Origin of the sequence: Vibrio sp. FF266, from assembly GCF_041439695.1 — a bacterium.
GTDB lineage: Bacteria > Pseudomonadota > Gammaproteobacteria > Enterobacterales > Vibrionaceae > Vibrio > Vibrio tasmaniensis_A.
The window spans coordinates 29,969-47,815 of record NZ_JBGOOO010000029.1; the positions used below are offsets into that span (position 1 = coordinate 29,969).

Genomic DNA, 17,847 nt, shown 5'->3' on the forward strand with positions numbered 1-17,847 from the left:
TGCAATCTAAACAAAAAGAGCTTTTAGATCATAGGTGTCCAAAAGCTCTAATTCTTACTTTCCACTTAACTTATACTCAAAATAATTGGAGTTGCAGCTAGGCAACAAGCAAGTTCAGCCCTATGAGCATAGGTGTTCTATGTGATTAGGGCGGCCGGCGATCCGGTGAACTTGCGCAGTTAACAACGCTGCAGGTTCAAGTATGAAGAGCTACGCAGAAGCTACGCCATTAATGTATTCAACCTGAATGGCTTTAGTGAATGCGCCCGGACGCAGTGCCTGCACCTCTTGAACAATCTTATTCATGTCCCAGCTCTTCTCTAACAACAGGTGTGCAGCCAGCAAACCAGTACGGCCAGAACCGCCCATGCAATGCATTGCTACCTTACCGCCGTTATCCACAATTTGGTGTAAAACTGGACTAGTCGCCCGCCACTTCGCAGCAAAATCGGTACCCGGTGCACAATCGTCTTCGATTTCTATTTGGAACCATTGCATGCCTAGCGCACGTGTCTTCTCACCAAGTGCCGCAACGTCTTTGCTTGCAAGCTCATGGTCATCAAGTGCTGTCACGATAGCTTCAACGCCTTGTGCTTTCAGTTGCGTTAACGATGCATCTAGGTCAGCGTCTTTAGTGCCTGGGCACGGAGTAAGCACTAACGCACCAGTTTCTAGATCTAGTTGCCATGTTGGGTGTACTTGAGAATTCGTCATCGTCATCAATCTCTTAAAATTCTTTTGTATATAGACCGATACTCAAAATAATTGGAGTTGCAGCTAGGCAACCAGTAAGTTCAGCCCTATGAGCATAGTGGTTCTATGTGATTAGGGTGAACTTACGCAGTTAACAACGCTGCAGCTTCAAGTATGAAGAGTATTATGCAAGGCCAACAGTGCGAACTAGCTCAGCGGTACGTGTCGCGTAACCCATCTCGTTGTCGTACCAAGCGTAGACCTTAACCATGCGCTTACCGACCAACATCGTTGATAGTGCATCCACGATTGTTGAACGTTGGTCGCCTTTGTAATCGATAGAAACCAGGGGACGCTCTTCAAAGCCAAGAATGCCTTTCAGTTCATTCTCAGACGCTTCTTTCAGCATCGCGTTGACTTCTTCAGCAGTGGTGTCTTGCTTCACTTCGAAGATGATGTCGGTCAGAGAGGCGTTCGCTAGTGGTACACGAACCGCGTGGCCATTAATACGATTTTCAAGCTCCGGGAAAATCTCAACAATCGCTTTAGCGCTGCCTGTCGTTGTCGGGATAAGACTCATACCACATGCACGAGCACGACGTAGGTCTTTGTGCGGCGCATCTAATATAGTTTGCGTGTTAGTTAGATCGTGAATAGTGGTGAAAGCTGCGTTTTCGATACCCAACTTCTCGTTGATCACCTTAACCACTGGCGCAAGACAGTTAGTCGTACAAGATGCCGCAGTCACAATCTTATGTACCGCTGGATCGAAGATAGCGTCATTCACACCAACTACGATGTTTGCAATGCCTTCTTCCTTTACTGGTGCCGATACCACAACACGCTTCACACCTTGCTCAAGGTATTTGTTTAGGAAAGATGTCTTACGGTGAACACCCGTCGCTTCGATAACCACATCGCAACCAGACCAGTCGATTGCATCGATATCGCGCTCTTGCGTAGTTCTAATGCGTTGGCCGTTGATGATCATCTCATCGCCTTCAACCGTGACTTCGTGGTTCCAGCGACCTTGAACCGAATCGAACTCAAGAAGGTGCGCCAGTGTTGCTGTATCGCCTGCTACATCGTTAATTTGAACAAACTCTAGCTCAGCCCAATCGAATGCTGCGCGAAGTGCTAGACGGCCGATACGGCCAAAACCATTAATACCTACTTTGACTGTCATACTCTTTTCTCTCAGTTAATTGCCTTCATATTTGAAGCCGCAGTGTTGTTGACTATGCCTAGCTGCAATCTCAACGATTTTGGCAATAAATTTAAATGTATTTAAACGCAACATTGAGGGCGTGAAGTCATGGCTTCTAGGCGCTCAATATCCTGTTGGTATTCAGTTTTCAAACAGTTCGATGCGATAAGGTCATCAATTAACTTTAGCATCCAACCCGGTAAATCTTGTGACAGACGGTAGAACACCCACTGCCCTTGGCGAACGTCAGTTAAAATTCCGTTTGAACGCAACTGCGCAAGATGGCGGGAAATCTTTGGCTGACTTTCTTGTAATGCCTGAGTCAACTCACCAACAGATAGGCACTCTTGGCGCACAATCAACATTAAGCAACGCACTCGCGTTTCATCAGACAGTAATTTAAAAAATTGGTGAGGAAGCATAACTACATACTCATATATGGATATGCATATATATTAGTTATAAAAAAACGCACGTCAAGGCGTGCGTTTTCATTGTCATAAAAGTTTAACGAAAAATATCAGAGTTTGTTGGTAACAATATGGCTCCAACGTCGAGCTTCAGTGAGTTCTGTTTTCACTTGTTCCACGTTCAAACCTAGATCAGCACAGTGATCATCAATCTTTTGCCAATCAGCATGTTCGAAACTTTCTTCAAGCGCTAATAATGCGCCATATGGACCTTCTCTGCGCAGCAAGGCCACCTTAATACTTGTGCATAACGGTAATTGTTCAATTAAGTTCTCTAACGACAGATCGAGCAACGCATCAAGCAATGAGAACAAACCAATCATAAAGGCTTGTTCAGTATGCCCTTTAAATACTTGGTAACGAGACATCCGTTGGCAAAACTGCGCACGCTGCAAAGACAGGCCATACAGCTCTTTGGGCTTTTTATCAGAGACATAAGACGCTACTGCTAGCGAGACAAACATTTTCAATTTCTCTTGCCCTAAATAAACCAAGGCCTGACGAAATGAAGAGATGGTGACCTCAAGGCGGGGTGACATAGTATTCACAAAGCGCAGAAGCTTATAGGATAAGGCAATATCTTTCGCGACGATGCTTTCAACACGTTGGAAGTCGACATCCGGCTTACAGACCTCTTGGAATAGCTCCATCGCTATCACTTGCTCTGGGCTAATATACTTAGTCTTTATGATTTCGGGCTTACTAAAGAAATAGCCTTGGAAAAACTTAAACCCTGCTTCTTTCGCTTGTTGGAACTCTTGTTCCGTTTCAACCCGCTCAGCAAGAAAACTATACTTCTTCCCTTCGTGCTTTTTGACTAACTCACACGCCGCATCCAACCCCATCTGCATGATATCAAGCTTAACAATATGCGTATATTGAAGGAAACGTTCCCACTCAGGTGTCGAAGTAAAGTCATCTAGGGCAATCATATACCCTGCTTGATAAAGCTCTTTGATTACCTCTAATAGCTCATCGGTCGGTTGGCAGGTTTCAAGAATCTCAACTACGACCTTATCTTTCGGTAAGCTCATTGGAAGACGACGAATCAAGCTTTGATACGGAAAATTAATGAAGCAGCGTGAAGATGGGATCGAAGGGTTAAGCCCAACGGACAAGAAGTTTTCAACGATCAGGCGATACGTTGCTCGATTAGACTCAATATGCGCGGGGTAGGCATTCCTATCACCGTCACGAAACAGCAGCTCATAACCAAGCGTGTTCTTGTTACGGTTTAAGATAGGTTGTCGAGCAACGTACGTAGCGGTCATTTATTGATAACTCTAATTGATTTAACTATAACTCTATTACTTTCATTAAGCTTTGGCAGCAGCCAGCAAAGCGCCGCAACCCATGAACATACCACCAAATATTTTATTTATCTTACCCATTATGCGATCTGAGCGAATAAAACGTCCCATTTGTGAAGCTAATGAGGTGTAACCCAACATAACCACGCTATCAATAAATACAGTGGTCACTCCAAGCACCAACAACTGCGGTGCTTGCGGTTGTGTCGGATCGATAAATTGCGGAAACAGAGCAACTAAGAACACGATAGATTTTGGGTTAGTCAAATTGATAAGCACTGCATTTCTGAGCAGCTTGCCACTCGATAGCGTTGATTTTTCTTCTGAAGCCACCAAGCTAGACTTATCACGCCACTTTTGAATGCCTAACCATAGAAGATAAACCACGCCCACCCATTTGATGATGGTAAATGCCAAGGCGGATTTTGCCACTAGTGCACCAATACCCGCTCCCACCAGCATAATATGAAATGCAAGACCGAGCTGTAAGCCTACGATCGACGCAAGTGACTTCTTGGTGCCATAGCTGAGCCCATTGCTGATTGAGTTAACGGTACCTGAGCCCGGTGCCAAACTAAACAAAATCGCCGTGACGACATAAGCAAGCCAAACATGAGTATCCATTTGCATTTCCTTACTAGTTCTTTAATCTAACAACATTAGTAGCGATGACGCTCTCACATGCATCAGTTCAGGTAATTTCCCATGGAAAACCACAGTGCCACCCTGTTTTCATACACGCAAGAACCTGAGTTCGAGCAAGCGATTAAACACCCGATCTCCACCCTTTGGCAACAACGAAAGGATGGTTATGTTACATCATCTGGTAAAAAAAGGTTGTACTGGTGTAGCTTAACTTCTCCGACACACACCAAAGCTATTGTTATTTCAAATGGTCGCATCGAGTGCTGCTTAAAATACCAAGAGCTCTTTTATGATTTCTATCAGCAAGGTTATGACGTTTATTCATTTGACCACCAAGGTCAAGGTCAGTCGGAACGTATGGTAACAGACTCTGACATTGGTCACATTCACGAGTTTGATGATTACGTATCAGATATGTCTGACATTATTGCCAGTTTTGATCTTAGCAAGTATTCCAATCGCTACCTGCTCGCACATTCGATGGGCAGTACAATCGCCACTCGCTACTTGCAAACTCATCCCAACCACCCGTTTGACAAAGTCACTCTGTGCGCTCCGATGTTTGGGATAAATACTGAATGGTACTTCAAGCCTATCGCAATGCTTGTTGGGCAAGCTCTCACCGCTTTCTATGCCAAGCCGACTTATGCCCCCGGGCAACAGGCGTATTACTCTAAGCCCTTCGAAAATAACTTATTAAGCCACAGTAAGGTGCGCTATCAGTGGTTCCGTTGCTTATATGACGGTTCCCCTTCTTTGCAGGTTGGCGGACCAAGTACTCGCTGGGTATGGCAAGGGTTAATGGCCGCCAAGCAGGCAATACAACAAACTCGTCAAATCAAGATCCCACTGCTATTGATTCAGGCAGGGGAAGAGAAGATTGTGAGTAACGATGCTCAAGTGAAGTTCATCAATAAGCTGAAAAAAACCAACTCTGATTGCCAGTTTAAGGTGATTGAGGGTTCTAGGCATGAGGTACTGTTTGAGCAAGATGAATACCGTAATCACACACTGGATGCTATCAATCAGTTTTTTGCCTAGATCGAATAAGCTAATAGGCTAAGTAACCGACCAAGAAGATAAGCGCTAAAGAGGAAGAGAAGTAAGTGAGCTTTGCCCTCTTTTCTTGCATGAAATTGGCATACAATTTCCACCTAGAGATATTGTGGTTAAAACGATGCTAGCGTTGGCTAGTATTGATATTTGCTAAGCATTTTGCAATGAGGGTTAAATGACTATTCCTGCACTTAAAGATTCCGTGAAAATTGTTGCTTCTGATTTAGATGGTACGCTTTTGGCTCCCAACCATCAGCTAAGCGACTTTACCAAACTAACGCTTAAGAAGTTACACGAGCAAGGTTACACCTTTATCTTCGCTACGGGTCGCCATCACGTCGACGTAGCAGGGATTCGTCAAATTGCAGGGATTCCGGCATACATGATCACGTCAAACGGTGCTCGCGTACACGACCAGAACGATCAACTGATGTATAGCCAGGACGTCCCTCAGAAATTAGTTCAACCGGTTATTGATATTGTTCGCCAAGATCCAAATATCTTTATTCATATGTACCAGAATGAAGATTGGCTACTCGACCGTGAAGACGAAATGCTCGCTAAGTTCCATAGTGAGTCTGGCTTTAGCTACAAGCGATTTGAAGCTGATAATGCCCCAAGCGACGGCATTGCTAAAGTCTTCTTCACACATCCAGAGCAAGACCACGAATATCTGGTCACGTTTGAGCAAAAGCTGAAAGATGCGTTTGGAGACAAACTGAACATCGCCTTCTCAACACCTTGGTGTTTAGAAGTGATGGCCGCTGAAGTATCTAAAGGCCACGCCTTAGACGCTGTTGCGAAATCATTGAACCTGACACTGGATAACTGTGTTGCCTTTGGTGATGGCATGAATGACGCAGAGATGCTAGCGATGGCGGGTAAAGGTCTAATCATGGGCACATCACATGAAAAAGTGATGAAAGCTCTACCAGACAATGAAGTGATTGGCAGCAACGCAGACGACGCCGTTGCTCACTATCTAGAAAAGCACCTGCTCTAATCTCGTCTCGTCGAAAAGATCTGAATAAATAAAAAGGCAGCCAACTGGCTGCCTTTTTTGAACCTTACGTAAAAAGCTCTCTCTAACGCTATCGAGAACCCTGTATTTCTTTGCTTAATATTGCCTGCCACTCTTGTTCGGTAACCGGCATGATCGATAATCGGTTGCCCCGTTTAACCAGTGGCATTTCTGACAGTTCAGGCATGGCTTTAAGTGTTGCCAAAGGAATCAAGCGTTCAGTCACTCGCACAAACTCAACATCAACCATTATCCAGCGCGGATTATCGGGCGAAGACTTAGGGTCGTAGTAATCACTCTCTGGGTCGAACTGAAAGTGGTCTGGGTAGGCTTCTCTGGTTACTTTCGCGATCCCCGCCACGCCAACTTTTTTACATGATGAATGGTATATCATCACCAAGTCTCCAAGCTTGACGTCATCACGCATCATGTTTCGAGCCTGATAGTTGCGTACACCCTCCCAACAAGAGGTTTTTTGTACTCTCAGAGTCTGAATAGAAAAGGTGTCGGGTTCTGTTTTAAATAACCAATATGCCATAATAAATCCAATTAACGGTTGCTCCGAGGAAGATATAACATGAAGGTAATGAAAAACCCAGTGACATGGCTAGTCGCATTCGCTCTACAAGGCTGTGTTACGGCACCTGATACGCCACAACAACCTGAATTGCCCCCAGCAACCTTGGATGAGCCACTGAGCATTCAACCGCAAACCTTCATCATGCGTGGTCAGGTTGTGGTTGGCCATGAAAGCCGAACCTTCACCCCTTGCGGTAGCCAACAACAATACTGGTTAGACTTATCTCCAGAGTTAGCGCTAGAAGCACAAGGGCTCTCAACGAGACCTTACCAAGCTTTATATGGCGAGCTGATTGGTCACCTAACCGTACCGAGCCAAACCGGGTATAACGCAGATTTCACGGCACGTTTCGTGGTTGATCAAGTGAATATCCTAACCGCAGAAAATCCTAATCGTTGTGACCAACCACTGCGTTCAACACGAGTATTCGGTAATGAACCCTTCTGGTCAGCAACCTTCGATAAAGACCAGCTCAAATACACTAAGATGGGCGAACAACCACAGCTCCTCGATATTGAATCAAGCCGCACCACACCAAGTAGTCGTGATTACCAATTAGAGGGTAAAACAGCACAAGGCAAACTCAACCTTACGAAGGAGAGCTGTAGCGACGGTATGAGTGATTCTATCTATGGATGGCATGCCAAGCTTAACCTCAATGACAGTAACTATAATGGCTGTGCAACGGTCTCAAACCAAGATCCAACATTGGACTGGAGCGGACTCTACTTCGCTAGCTCAACGCAAAACTCAGGGTTCTCTATCAACCTTGAACTCAACAATGACCACAGTGCTATCACGACTTATTCATACAGCAATGGAGACCCTTCTATTGTTGAGCAGGGCTTCTGGCAGCAACTGAACCAAAATCAGGTACAAGTGGTTATGACTCGCCACCAGCAACAGTATTTAATCTCCGAGCGTATCTTCACACTCGATAATGGCAAGCTAATCGCTGAAAAAGAGAAAGTGGGCAACGTGGTCTATCCGATTGCCAATGGCGGTCTGGTGCTATTCGAAGCTAAGAGTGCGCAAGCAAACACCCCCGCTAACGTTGATCTAACCGCTAAGCAGGTCAACTCCAGTGATCAACTTGATCCAAAAGTCGACCAAGCGATCCGCGAGTATTTTAAGATCAACAATACCGATCCAGACAACACTCAGTACCGCTGGCTAACCTACGATCTAAACGGTGATGGTAAGGAAGAGTTGTTTGCTCAACTGGACTGGTGTGGCTCGGGTGGCTGTACACTGCTGATTTTCGAAAACCATCAAGATAACTGGCGCTTCAATAGCCGAGTGACACTGGTTAAGGGCGACATACGCTTAGGTAAATCGCAAAACCACGGCTGGCAGGATCTGATCTTCAATGTCAGTGGCGGTGGAGCAACACCTGCGAAGCACACACTGTCTTACACCGGTGTTAGCTACCCACTGAATCCAAGTGTCGCTCCAGTTGCAAATGATGCTGATATCAGCGACGTGGTTCTGTTTGCTGATGGCATATCACCAGCGCAAAGCGGAGTTAAGCTATAACCATGAGTAATCAACAAGCTTGCCCTGGTTGTGGCTTCACTCACCAGTGCGTTTGTCATCTAATACCGACGGTTGAAAGCCAAACTGATCTTGTACTATTGACTCATGAGAATGAGCTGTCGCGAGACACCAACACCGGAAAGCTGCTTCAGCAATCTCTTGAGCAGTGTCAGTCCTTGGTATGGCAAAGGAAAACACCACCAGCGGATCTAATGGCACTGCTTGAAGATGAAACACGACAACCGTTTCTGTTATTCCCAAGTGATCAAAGCATCGAGTGTCAGCAAGCTGTGATGACCCAAGCCCAGAATCGTAAACCGCTATTCATCATCTTGGATGGCACATGGCAAGAAGCGAAGAAGATGCTTAACAAGAGCTCGTGGTTACAAGCAGTCCCACAAGTTCATCTCGACATCACCAGCGAATCCTCTTACAACTTGCGCCGCAATCAAGACAGTGGCCATTTGTGTACTTGCGAAGTGGGCATTGAATTGCTCAAATCTTTAGGTGAAAGCGAACCTGCCAAGCTCATTGATGACTACTACCAACAGTATCTAAAAGTATTCCACGCCGACAAATGTGGCCATGCTCTCAAATAGTTCAAGCAAGAGCGCGGGAAGACAACAGACACATTTCAGAACGGGACAGATACTGAAAACAAAAAGGGTGAGCCATGAGCTCACCCTTTTTACATCGTACTTTAATCTATTGAACCATTTAGTGTTTCACGTGAAACGCACACTCTAGCTGTTCCTTGAAAAGAGATTTTACTCTCCCTATCAGAATAAGCGTTGAGGCTGACCAAAGTAGTAACCTTGCAGGTAATCGACACCCATGTCTTCGGCAATACGGCACACTTGTTCGTTATGAACAAATTCAGCCACCGTCTTAGCATTCAGAATCTGACATAAACTCACCAGTTGCTGAGCGATCTTGCGCTGTTTCTTATCTTTATCAATATTCCGAATTAAACTGCCATCAAGCTTTATGACTTGTGGTTCTAACTTCAATATCTCATCAATGTTCGAATAGCCGGAACCAAAGTCATCAACAATAATATTCACACCAAGGTCGCGGAAGTGATTACACACCTCGATCAAGCGACCGTAATCCTGAATTTGTTCCGTTTCTAACACCTCTAAGCCAATACGCTGTGGGTGACTGATTTTCTTGATCGCTTGCTCAAGGTGAAGAATGGTTTTCTCATTGCTAAAATCTTGTGGCGCCAAGTTAATTGAGAACGAATCGGTTCGCTGACTCATAAAATCAAAGGTACGCGTTATCATCTGGCGACTCAGACGCGTATAGAGATGCGTTCCTTCTATGATTGGCAAGAACTTACCCGGCACAATCAGTTGTCCATCTTCTTCAATTCGAACCAAGCACTCGTAGCTTTCTACCTGATGGCTGTGCGCAGAGACAATAGGTTGGGAACACGCCACAATATTCTGATTAAGCACCGCGCGACTGACACACGACAGCCAGCCAAGCTGCTCTTGGCGATGCTTCTCCAATTGAATGAGCGTCTTGGCGCTCACTAGATGCTTGTTCTGACTCACAGCGCTGCGCCTAGCATCAATCGCCTTCAACAACAAATCATCAATCGAGGTCGTAGGAAAATCTCGACGGCTGGCTATACCCGCACAGATGGATACCGACAGGTAATCAATATCAGGCAACCCCGTTGGTTCAAAATTCACATGTTCCGTTTGGTCTGCAAATTCAGAAAAACGCTGATGAATATGTTCTTGCCCCACCCAGCTATCAAACACCACCGCCCACTCACCAATACCAATGCTATAGAGCTGACACCCCTCATCAAAGAACTGCCACAGCGCCTTTTGAAAATACTCGCTTAAATCATGCAGAAGCTTGTCACCGACTCGATAGCCATACTTCTCATTGATTTGGCCAAATGTCGTGACTTTCAAAGCCAACAAATGACTATCGGTACTCATTTTTGACAGTTTTTCACGCAGTACGCTTCGGTTAGGTAAACCTGTACGGCGATCAATTCGGTAGCTCGCGGTCAATGCGGTCGCTTGCTGTTGAATCTTACTCGCCATACTGTTGTTCATGTCATCGACATCAAGCAGAGCATTTCGTATCAATGAAAACAGAGGGGAAATATTGGTCGCGGGTTGTGTCTCTAATGGCAATACCGCCTTGCCTTCACCTTCCCTAAGCGCAAGATAAGTGAGGCTATGATGCAAAATTCGTTGCTGGTCATTATCTTGATAGAGCTCTCCCATGCAGTACACGCCATAGGTGTCCGCTAATGCTTGGAAAACCTCAACCTCTTGGTTGCCATCAATGAAATCAATGCGCGAAGTGCAGTTATAGATAAAAAACTGTTCTGGTTTATGGGAAGTAATCTGTTGAACGCCCAGTCGGATTTGTTCTAGGGTCAATGAAGGGTGGTCATAACAAAACCGCACCTCATCACCAACCTGAAACGACCCACTGAATTCTATCTCTCCGCCCTCTGTCACCTTGAGCGGTAAGTGAGTGTTCTGGTCTTTGGGTTCACCGACCATCAAGGGGAAGTTATACAGTTGCTCAAAAGGGATTTCGAGACCGTCAGCGAGGTAACGATTATAGACTTCTCGGACAGGTATACCGTCCAATTCAGCTAGCCGATTATCTTGAGCGCCAGTCACTCGGAAGGTACGACCAATGGGGTTCCATTCGCAGTAATACCCCTTAGTAATTGCGAGTTCAACACTGTGCAGTGCTAACATGACATAGGCATTTTCATAGCAAATACCATCGAGCATCACCCATCGTCCATGCTCTGTAATGGTCGATGCACCGCCACAAATAGGTAATGAATATATCGACTGCTCAAACGCTGAAAATAGATCTTGGTTATTTATCTGCAAGCGATCGGCGAAACAGATAATGCTTTGAGTATCAGCATTACATTCAAGCTGCTGCCACATCGCTTGGCTATCCCGTCGAGGCTGCTCGCTATATTCGACAACACCACAAGTGTAAGACGTCGCCTCAAAGCGAGTAACAATAACATAGAGACCTTTATGCAGGATCACACCTTGGCTGATGTAGTGATTAGCGCTACAACCAATCAATTTGGCGTTGGGGAAAGTCGACTGAATTACTTGGCAGGCAGCCAACACCGAATCTTTCTCGAAAGAAGAAAACACCTGAATCAGTAGATTGTCATGTTGATGAAAATCTATCTTTTGCAATTCACGCTGGGTGCACTTAATGTCTTGTATCTGGAAAGAGGTCGATTGCATATTCACATTAATCGTTACGTTAATGATTTGTTATTGTGCTTATTATAGATAAAGCTTGCACGGAATACTTACAATCGTCTTATAAATAATGTGACGCTAGTTAGACATCATTCATTCCACTAAAGAGCCATCATCAGTGCCAGTGAAGCACTTTAAAAGCAAGTAACGTTAAGATCTGAGGGTTTTAATAACTAAAACAGTCGCTTAGGCTCACCAAAGTAATAACCTTGCAGATAATCGACACCCATTTGCTCTGCAATTTCACAAACCTGTTGGTTATGGACAAATTCGGCAACTGTTTTGGCGTTAAACACCTGACACAAGCGTACTAATTGAGAGGCGATATTCCTTTGCTTTGGGTCTTTGTCGATATTGCGAATCAAGCTACCGTCGAGCTTAATGATCTGCGGCTCAAGTTTAATGATCTCATCAATATTGGAATAACCAGAACCAAAGTCATCAACAATGATTCTCGCCCCAAGAGCACGGAAGTGATCACACACTTCTATCATGCGGCCATAATCTTTGATCTGTTCAGACTCGAGAACCTCTAGACCAAGTCGAGTGGGGTCGTTCATACCACTAATCGCTGACTCGAGAACCTCAAGCGTCTTATCGCTCAGTAAGTCTTGTGGGGATAGGTTGATTGAAAAAGAACTCTCCTTATTTGCCATGTAGCCAATGGTGTTTCGAATCATGTGCCGGCTAAGGCGAGTATAGAGATGCGTGTCAGCAATAATGGGTAAGAACTTACCAGGGAGTACAATGGTACCATCCGACTCCATGATTCTGACCAAGCACTCTTGGCCAATCATTTCGTGAGTACCAGACGCCACAATCGGCTGTGAGTAGGTGATAATGTTCTGATCTAAGATTGCGCGGCTTACACAGCTCAACCAGCCTAGTTGTTCTTTACGATCTTCCTCACTCACCTGAATGTTTTTGGCATTAGTGATGTGAGTATTGTTCCGCACCCCGTAGCGTCGAGCTTCAATCGCTTTCAACAAGATCTCATCACCGCTATCAGCTAAGAAATCACAGCGACTAGCGAAACCACCACACAGAGAAACCGAAAGGTAGTCTATGTCGGTTAATCCATATGGCTCAAAATTAATATGCTCAATACCATCAGCAAACTCGACGAAACGTTGCTCTATCTTCACGCTATCGACACTCGCGTTAAAGATAATTGCCCACTCACCGACACCAATACTGAACAGTTCAACCTTTACCTTGGATTCCTTAGCCACACTAAGGGGCAATCGGTCGACAAAATGATTCGACAGATCAAGCAGTAATTGGTCACCCACTTGATAACCGTATTTTTCGTTAACTTGATGAAAATTAGTCAGCTTCAGCGTCAACAGATGTTCATTGAATAAAATCGTATTGAGGCGTTCTTTTAATACAATACGGTTGGGTAGCCCTGTGCGAGAGTCAATACGGTAGCTTTCAGTTAAGCGACGTGCCTGTTGATGGAGTTTGTTCTCCATCTGAGTGTTCATACTGTCGAGGTCTGCGACCGCATTTCTGACTAAGTTGAGTAGTGGCGATACCGTTGAGTCTCGCTTGAAATCTTCGCAACGAAACTCATTAATCTCGTCCGACTCTCTCATCGCAATATAGGTAAGGCTGTGATGCAGTATCTCTTGGCGATCGTCGTTGCGATATAGTTCTCCCATGCAGTATGCACCACACGCGTTTACTATCCCTTCAAATGGTTTGAGCTCAAGTTTACTGTCGATAAACTCTAGTCGAGATACACAGTTATAGATGATCACAGATTCAGGCTGATGCACGGCAAGCATCTCAGCGCCGTGACGAACTTTTTCTGCGGTCAAAGAAGGATGGTTATAACAAAACTGGGCCTCTTCGCCGACATGCCAAGGGCTATCAAACTCAATACTACCATCATCATTAATACGTAGAGGCGTCGAGATGCACTTCTTTCTGCCGAGCTCTCGATACAGGGGGAAGCTCATCAACTGACTAAAAGGGAGATCTTTACCATCAGCAAGGTAATGTTTGAACACCTCGATAGCCGGCTTGTCATTCAACGCATATAAACGATTTCCAACTGCGTGTGTCACTCGCAATTTCATCCCAATAGGATTCCACTCAGAATACGCGTCCGACCAAATCTTTAAGCTAGGGTTAGTCAATGCAACCGCAACACAAGCATGTTGGTAGGTTTGCTCATTATGCATAACCCAACGGCCATATCCATTCTCGTGGCACAGCCCACCAGCAACTGGTAATGCGTAAGGTAAACTCTCAAAGGCGCTATAAATAGGATAGTCACGCCCTTCAACCTGATCGCACAAGCTGATAACCGTTTTGGTTTCTTCTGTAAGGTTTAATTGAGAAGCGAGATCTTGGCTGTCTTGATTTGGGTTTCCGGTAAACGTCTGAACTGTAGACGTTAAATGGGTATCGTTAAATTCACTGACGACGACTAAGGTACATTCATGCTTCAGGCTGTTATCACAGATAACATAACGGGCGCTCTGACCGATTAACGTCGCATGCCCTATGCGATTGAGGGCTGCATTGGCAATTCGACGAGCGATATCAGAGGACTGAGCAGAGAAAATTTGAATAAGGTACTGTTTGCTGTCACACCACTCTCGCTGATCAAATTGAGACTTAAATAACTCCTCAGTATTTGCGAGAAATGTAAATGTTTGCATGCCAACCCTTGTTCGAAATCGAGTGAAATGAGAACCCGTACTACTATGAATCAAAAATTCCGATCAAAAGTAGTCGCCAATTATCCTAGCCTAAACAGGCATTTAATTGTGACTAATGTAACAATTCAATATCATAAATGCGACACATTAAGCTTACTACGGCCATTAAGTTAATCGCATAAGATCACTAAGTTGCTCTATTTCAACATCAGGCAGCACTGTTGCCTTAGGGGAATCATATAAATTGGAACCAGTATCATTAAACCAGCATGCTTGGAAACCATTTGTCTTCGCTCCATAGACATCGGTTCTAAGATGGTCACCAACATGGAGAATATTCTCAGCGTCACAATTTAGGTATTGCTGAGCTCTATCAAACATATCTGGGTAGGGTTTTGCTCTGCCGTCAGGACCGGCTTTAAGGATTAATTGGAAGTACTGCCCCAAGCCAATTTTATGTGGGTCGACATTGCCATTAGTAATCGCAACTAAAGGAATACGTTGGCTCAGCTCAGCCATCACTCGATGCGTTTCCTGTGGCACATCCACCTGATTACGCAGCCACAAGGCGTGTTCTATGCCTTCACGAGCCGCTTGTTCTGCTTGCTGCTGAGAATACCCCAGTTGTAACAAACCACGCTTAATCTGTGTTTCTCGCCACACGGTGACATCATGCTTTAACGCTGGGTTTTCAGAGGCGACTTGCTGTTTGATACCTTGCCACTCTTCTAACGAAAGAGAAGCAGACACAGGATGCTTTTGATAAAGCCACTGCGCCATCTCTTTCTCAACCTTCATGATCACAGGCCAGTTGTCGTACAAGGTATCATCCAAATCAAAGGTCATGGCTTTGATGGGCTTTAACCCTCGATAAATTCGCATAGTTAAACCTTTAATCTAATCTTTATTCTTCTTACGAGCTCTTGGATGAGCTTGGTCATAAGCTTGTGCTAAATGTTGGAAATCTAAGTGAGTGTACACTTGGGTTGTCGAGATGTTTTCATGCCCGAGCAACTCTTGAACCGCACGAAGGTTTTGGCTCGACTCCAGTACATGCGTTGCAAAGGAGTGACGCAGTTTATGCGGGCTAATATGACTGGCAACAGCCTGCTTCTTGCCCCACTCCTCCATACGCTTCTGAACACTGCGATGAGAAATACGAGTCCCGAGTTTAGAGACAAACAGAGCGGTTTCACCCGGCGAAGCTAGTGCACCACGAACTTTGAGCCATTTATCAACCCACTCTTTCGCTAAACCAGAAAAAGGCGCTTTGCGTTCTTTGTCGCCTTTACCAATCACTCGGATTTCGCCTTGTCGACCCAATACATCTTTAAGATTGATACCGACCAGCTCAGCCAAACGTAATCCAGCACCATACATAACTTCCATCATCGCTCGGTCGCGAATTGACAGTGGGTCGTCCTCATTCACATCAAGCAACTGACCGACTTCATCAACATCGAGGTTTTTAGGCAAAGGACGTTGTTTACGAGGTGCTGAAACCCCTTTGGCTGGATTGGCGGTCATTTCGCCACGCAAGACAAGGAAATCAAAGAAGCTGCGCAGTGACGATAAGCGAGTCGCAATACTGCTCGCTTTCATTCCTTCGCGCATGCCTTTACTTGCAAGTTGTCTTACCCACGCCGCATCGACTTGTCCCCAGTCCGTTAGTCCCAGAGTAACTAAATGAGCGGCCATGGTTTCAAGTTGTTGTTTGTAGTTACGTTGGGTGTGTAAGCTGAGTCCCTTCTCACTTCTAAGATATTCATAGAAGCGAGAAAGCGACTTTTGAAGGCTGTTAGGAAGAGGTATTTTGGGCTCTAGGCTCATTATTTATCTGCCAAGGTAAGGTGTCCGCCAAATGAGCGACAACAAGTGCTAAATGGCGTAAAAAGAGCGTGTCCATATGAGGCTGGAAATGTCCGCCATCTTCACTAGAAAAAGCGAGTACACCCAGTGGAGATCGCTTAGCAAGGGGTAGCACTACATAAGAGCCTAGCTCTGGAACTGGATAATCACCAAACAAATCGTGTCTGTCTGCCTTTCTCAATCGCCCTAGATAAGCATCTTTGCCATTGAAATGGTTAAGTGAAAATTTCGAGTAACGCTCTTCATTCAGCTGATAAAAACCTAATTGTGAGAGAACTCGTACATGAGCCTTAAGCCCTAGTTCCAACGCTTTTTGTTCAACAGCCTTGATAACCTGAATGAAGTCACTGCATTTCAACACTTGAGTTTGCAGATCCATGAATTCATAGAAAGTTTTATCGTTATTCGCCGCTAGTGACATCAGGCCAGTGATCTCTTCTTCCAGCTCTTCGATTCTATGACGCTGACGTTTAAGCTGAATCTCAACCAGAGAAACAGCGCCCTGCTCAACATTATTAATAGCAAGGCGATCAACCAAATCTTTCCTGTTTTGAAAGAAATCTGGGTTATCACGTAAATATTCCGCAACCACCTCTGCAGTCAGAGTGTCGCCTTCAACGTAAGACAAAACCTATCCTTTATTTTTTATAAATCTATTTGTTATATCGTTATTAGCAAGAAAGCTGACCATCAAACACATGCGTTGCTGGGCCAGTCATCAACAGAGGTTTCCCAGGGCCTTGCCAGCTAATGTGTAAGTCACCACCAGGTAGACGAACCTTCACATTCTCAGCCAGTAAGCCTTGTGTTATACCAACAGCAACTGCACCACATGCGCCACTGCCACACGCCTGAGTTTCACCCGCACCGCGTTCGTAAACACGCAGGCGAACCTCTTCACGATTAACCACTTGCATAAAGCCAGCATTAACACGCTCAGGAAAACGTTCGTGAGATTCAAGCAGCGGACCTAAGGTATCCACATCTGCTGTATCGACGTCATCAACTACGGTAACCACATGTGGGTTACCCATGCTAACAGCACCACAGAACAAGGTGTGTACATCCGTTCTTAGGATATACGTCTTTTCTGGCTGCTTCGCCTTAAATGGAATCTTGCCCGGTTCGAACTCAGGAATACCCATGTTGACAGTGATTAAATCATTGTCTTCAATCTTAAGAACCATTTTCCCTTTCTTGGTGCTCACGTTGATGCTGTACTTATTCGTTAAGCCTTTCATGCGAACGAATCGAGCAAAACAACGCGCACCATTGCCACACTGCTCCACTTCACTGCCATCTGCATTAAATATGCGGTAATGGAAGTCAGTTTCAGGATCATAGGGAGCTTCAACTACAAGTAGCTGGTCGAAACCCACACCAGTGTGACGATCCGCCAAACGACGGATCAAATCTGGAGAAAAGAAAATATTTTGAGTAATGCAGTCCACGACCATGAAATCATTGCCCAAACCATGCATTTTAGAAAAGTGGAAGTGCATAACGCTTA

At 45.1% G+C, this 17,847-nt stretch carries 16 protein-coding genes; 4 read left to right on the plus strand and 12 right to left on the minus strand.

Annotation, left to right across the window (positions count from 1 at the left end; all coding sequences use genetic code 11):
* Positions 1-210: 210 nt before the first annotated feature.
* From ACED59_RS18320 to rhtB, 5 genes are all read right to left on the minus strand, one after another.
* The gene (locus tag ACED59_RS18320) at positions 211-720 is read right to left on the minus strand and encodes a cyclin-dependent kinase inhibitor 3 family protein (protein WP_029224010.1); all 510 of its coding nucleotides are present in this window, start codon (positions 718-720) and stop codon (positions 211-213) included.
* Positions 721-877: 157 nt separating this feature from the next.
* Positions 878-1,879, minus strand: a complete 1,002-nt coding sequence (locus ACED59_RS18325) for an ArsJ-associated glyceraldehyde-3-phosphate dehydrogenase (RefSeq protein ID WP_017098542.1) — start codon at positions 1,877-1,879, stop codon at positions 878-880.
* A gap of 101 nt (positions 1,880-1,980) precedes the next feature.
* Entirely contained in the window at positions 1,981-2,322 is a 342-nt protein-coding gene (locus tag ACED59_RS18330) for a metalloregulator ArsR/SmtB family transcription factor (protein WP_009848223.1), read from the minus strand.
* A 98-nt stretch (positions 2,323-2,420) separates the two neighbouring features.
* Positions 2,421-3,641, minus strand: a complete 1,221-nt coding sequence (locus tag ACED59_RS18335; protein WP_009848222.1) for an EAL and HDOD domain-containing protein — start codon at positions 3,639-3,641, stop codon at positions 2,421-2,423.
* 45 nt (positions 3,642-3,686) lie between these two features.
* Positions 3,687-4,304, minus strand: a complete 618-nt coding sequence (gene rhtB, locus ACED59_RS18340; protein ID WP_009848221.1) for a homoserine/homoserine lactone efflux protein — start codon at positions 4,302-4,304, stop codon at positions 3,687-3,689.
* A gap of 81 nt (positions 4,305-4,385) precedes the next feature.
* Between rhtB and ACED59_RS18345 the strand changes: the two genes are divergently transcribed.
* Both ACED59_RS18345 and ACED59_RS18350 read left to right on the plus strand, forming a co-directional pair.
* Complete coding sequence (locus ACED59_RS18345) at positions 4,386-5,366, plus strand: alpha/beta fold hydrolase (protein WP_009848220.1); 981 nt, start codon at positions 4,386-4,388, stop codon at positions 5,364-5,366.
* 190 nt (positions 5,367-5,556) lie between these two features.
* The gene (locus ACED59_RS18350; protein ID WP_009848219.1) at positions 5,557-6,384 is read left to right on the plus strand and encodes a Cof-type HAD-IIB family hydrolase; all 828 of its coding nucleotides are present in this window, start codon (positions 5,557-5,559) and stop codon (positions 6,382-6,384) included.
* 88 nt (positions 6,385-6,472) lie between these two features.
* Here ACED59_RS18350 and ACED59_RS18355 read toward each other — a convergent pair whose 3' ends face one another.
* Complete coding sequence (locus tag ACED59_RS18355; RefSeq protein ID WP_017098543.1) at positions 6,473-6,940, minus strand: EVE domain-containing protein; 468 nt, start codon at positions 6,938-6,940, stop codon at positions 6,473-6,475.
* A 39-nt stretch (positions 6,941-6,979) separates the two neighbouring features.
* Between ACED59_RS18355 and ACED59_RS18360 the strand changes: the two genes are divergently transcribed.
* Entirely contained in the window at positions 6,980-8,518 is a 1,539-nt protein-coding gene (locus tag ACED59_RS18360) for a COG3650 family protein (protein ID WP_017098544.1), read from the plus strand.
* Between the two features lie 2 nt (positions 8,519-8,520).
* Positions 8,521-9,117 (plus strand): tRNA-uridine aminocarboxypropyltransferase, encoded by a 597-nt coding sequence (locus ACED59_RS18365; protein ID WP_371695851.1) that lies wholly within the window; start codon positions 8,521-8,523, stop codon positions 9,115-9,117.
* 180 nt (positions 9,118-9,297) lie between these two features.
* On the opposite strand, the gene ACED59_RS18370 is transcribed toward ACED59_RS18365, so the two are convergent.
* The 6 genes from ACED59_RS18370 to dapF form a co-directional block, all read right to left on the minus strand.
* Positions 9,298-11,778, minus strand: coding sequence for an EAL domain-containing protein (locus ACED59_RS18370; RefSeq protein ID WP_371705068.1), 2,481 nt, complete (start codon positions 11,776-11,778; stop codon positions 9,298-9,300).
* A 191-nt stretch (positions 11,779-11,969) separates the two neighbouring features.
* Positions 11,970-14,468 (minus strand): EAL domain-containing protein, encoded by a 2,499-nt coding sequence (locus ACED59_RS18375; RefSeq protein WP_371705069.1) that lies wholly within the window; start codon positions 14,466-14,468, stop codon positions 11,970-11,972.
* A 165-nt stretch (positions 14,469-14,633) separates the two neighbouring features.
* Positions 14,634-15,350, minus strand: coding sequence for a 5-amino-6-(5-phospho-D-ribitylamino)uracil phosphatase YigB (gene yigB / locus ACED59_RS18380; RefSeq protein ID WP_017098548.1), 717 nt, complete (start codon positions 15,348-15,350; stop codon positions 14,634-14,636).
* Between the two features lie 15 nt (positions 15,351-15,365).
* Positions 15,366-16,298: a tyrosine recombinase XerC gene (gene xerC, locus ACED59_RS18385; protein WP_017098549.1), complete on the minus strand. Its 933-nt coding sequence runs from the start codon at positions 16,296-16,298 to the stop codon at positions 15,366-15,368.
* The gene (locus ACED59_RS18390) at positions 16,267-16,965 is read right to left on the minus strand and encodes a DUF484 family protein (RefSeq protein WP_012605049.1); all 699 of its coding nucleotides are present in this window, start codon (positions 16,963-16,965) and stop codon (positions 16,267-16,269) included. Before ACED59_RS18390 ends, xerC begins: the two co-directional genes overlap by 32 nt.
* Before the next feature lie 43 nt (positions 16,966-17,008).
* Positions 17,009-17,839, minus strand: a complete 831-nt coding sequence (gene dapF / locus ACED59_RS18395; RefSeq protein WP_009848210.1) for a diaminopimelate epimerase — start codon at positions 17,837-17,839, stop codon at positions 17,009-17,011.
* Positions 17,840-17,847 lie beyond the last annotated feature (8 nt).

Bases quoted from the DNA above. Each gene is read 5' to 3' on its own strand.
- ACED59_RS18320 (WP_029224010.1), bottom strand. From the start codon at position 720: ATGACGATGACGAATTCTCAAGTACACCCAACATGGCAACTAGATCTA.
- ACED59_RS18325 (WP_017098542.1), bottom strand. From the start codon at position 1,879: ATGACAGTCAAAGTAGGTATTAATGGTTTTGGCCGTATCGGCCGTCTA.
- ACED59_RS18330 (WP_009848223.1), bottom strand. From the start codon at position 2,322: ATGCTTCCTCACCAATTTTTTAAATTACTGTCTGATGAAACGCGAGTG.
- ACED59_RS18335 (WP_009848222.1), bottom strand. From the start codon at position 3,641: ATGACCGCTACGTACGTTGCTCGACAACCTATCTTAAACCGTAACAAG.
- rhtB (WP_009848221.1), bottom strand. From the start codon at position 4,304: ATGGATACTCATGTTTGGCTTGCTTATGTCGTCACGGCGATTTTGTTT.
- ACED59_RS18345 (WP_009848220.1), top strand. From the start codon at position 4,386: ATGGAAAACCACAGTGCCACCCTGTTTTCATACACGCAAGAACCTGAG.
- ACED59_RS18350 (WP_009848219.1), top strand. From the start codon at position 5,557: ATGACTATTCCTGCACTTAAAGATTCCGTGAAAATTGTTGCTTCTGAT.
- ACED59_RS18355 (WP_017098543.1), bottom strand. From the start codon at position 6,940: ATGGCATATTGGTTATTTAAAACAGAACCCGACACCTTTTCTATTCAG.
- ACED59_RS18360 (WP_017098544.1), top strand. From the start codon at position 6,980: ATGAAGGTAATGAAAAACCCAGTGACATGGCTAGTCGCATTCGCTCTA.
- ACED59_RS18365 (WP_371695851.1), top strand. From the start codon at position 8,521: ATGAGTAATCAACAAGCTTGCCCTGGTTGTGGCTTCACTCACCAGTGC.
- ACED59_RS18370 (WP_371705068.1), bottom strand. From the start codon at position 11,778: ATGCAATCGACCTCTTTCCAGATACAAGACATTAAGTGCACCCAGCGT.
- ACED59_RS18375 (WP_371705069.1), bottom strand. From the start codon at position 14,468: ATGCAAACATTTACATTTCTCGCAAATACTGAGGAGTTATTTAAGTCT.
- yigB (WP_017098548.1), bottom strand. From the start codon at position 15,350: ATGCGAATTTATCGAGGGTTAAAGCCCATCAAAGCCATGACCTTTGAT.
- xerC (WP_017098549.1), bottom strand. From the start codon at position 16,298: ATGAGCCTAGAGCCCAAAATACCTCTTCCTAACAGCCTTCAAAAGTCG.
- dapF (WP_009848210.1), bottom strand. From the start codon at position 17,839: ATGCACTTCCACTTTTCTAAAATGCATGGTTTGGGCAATGATTTCATG.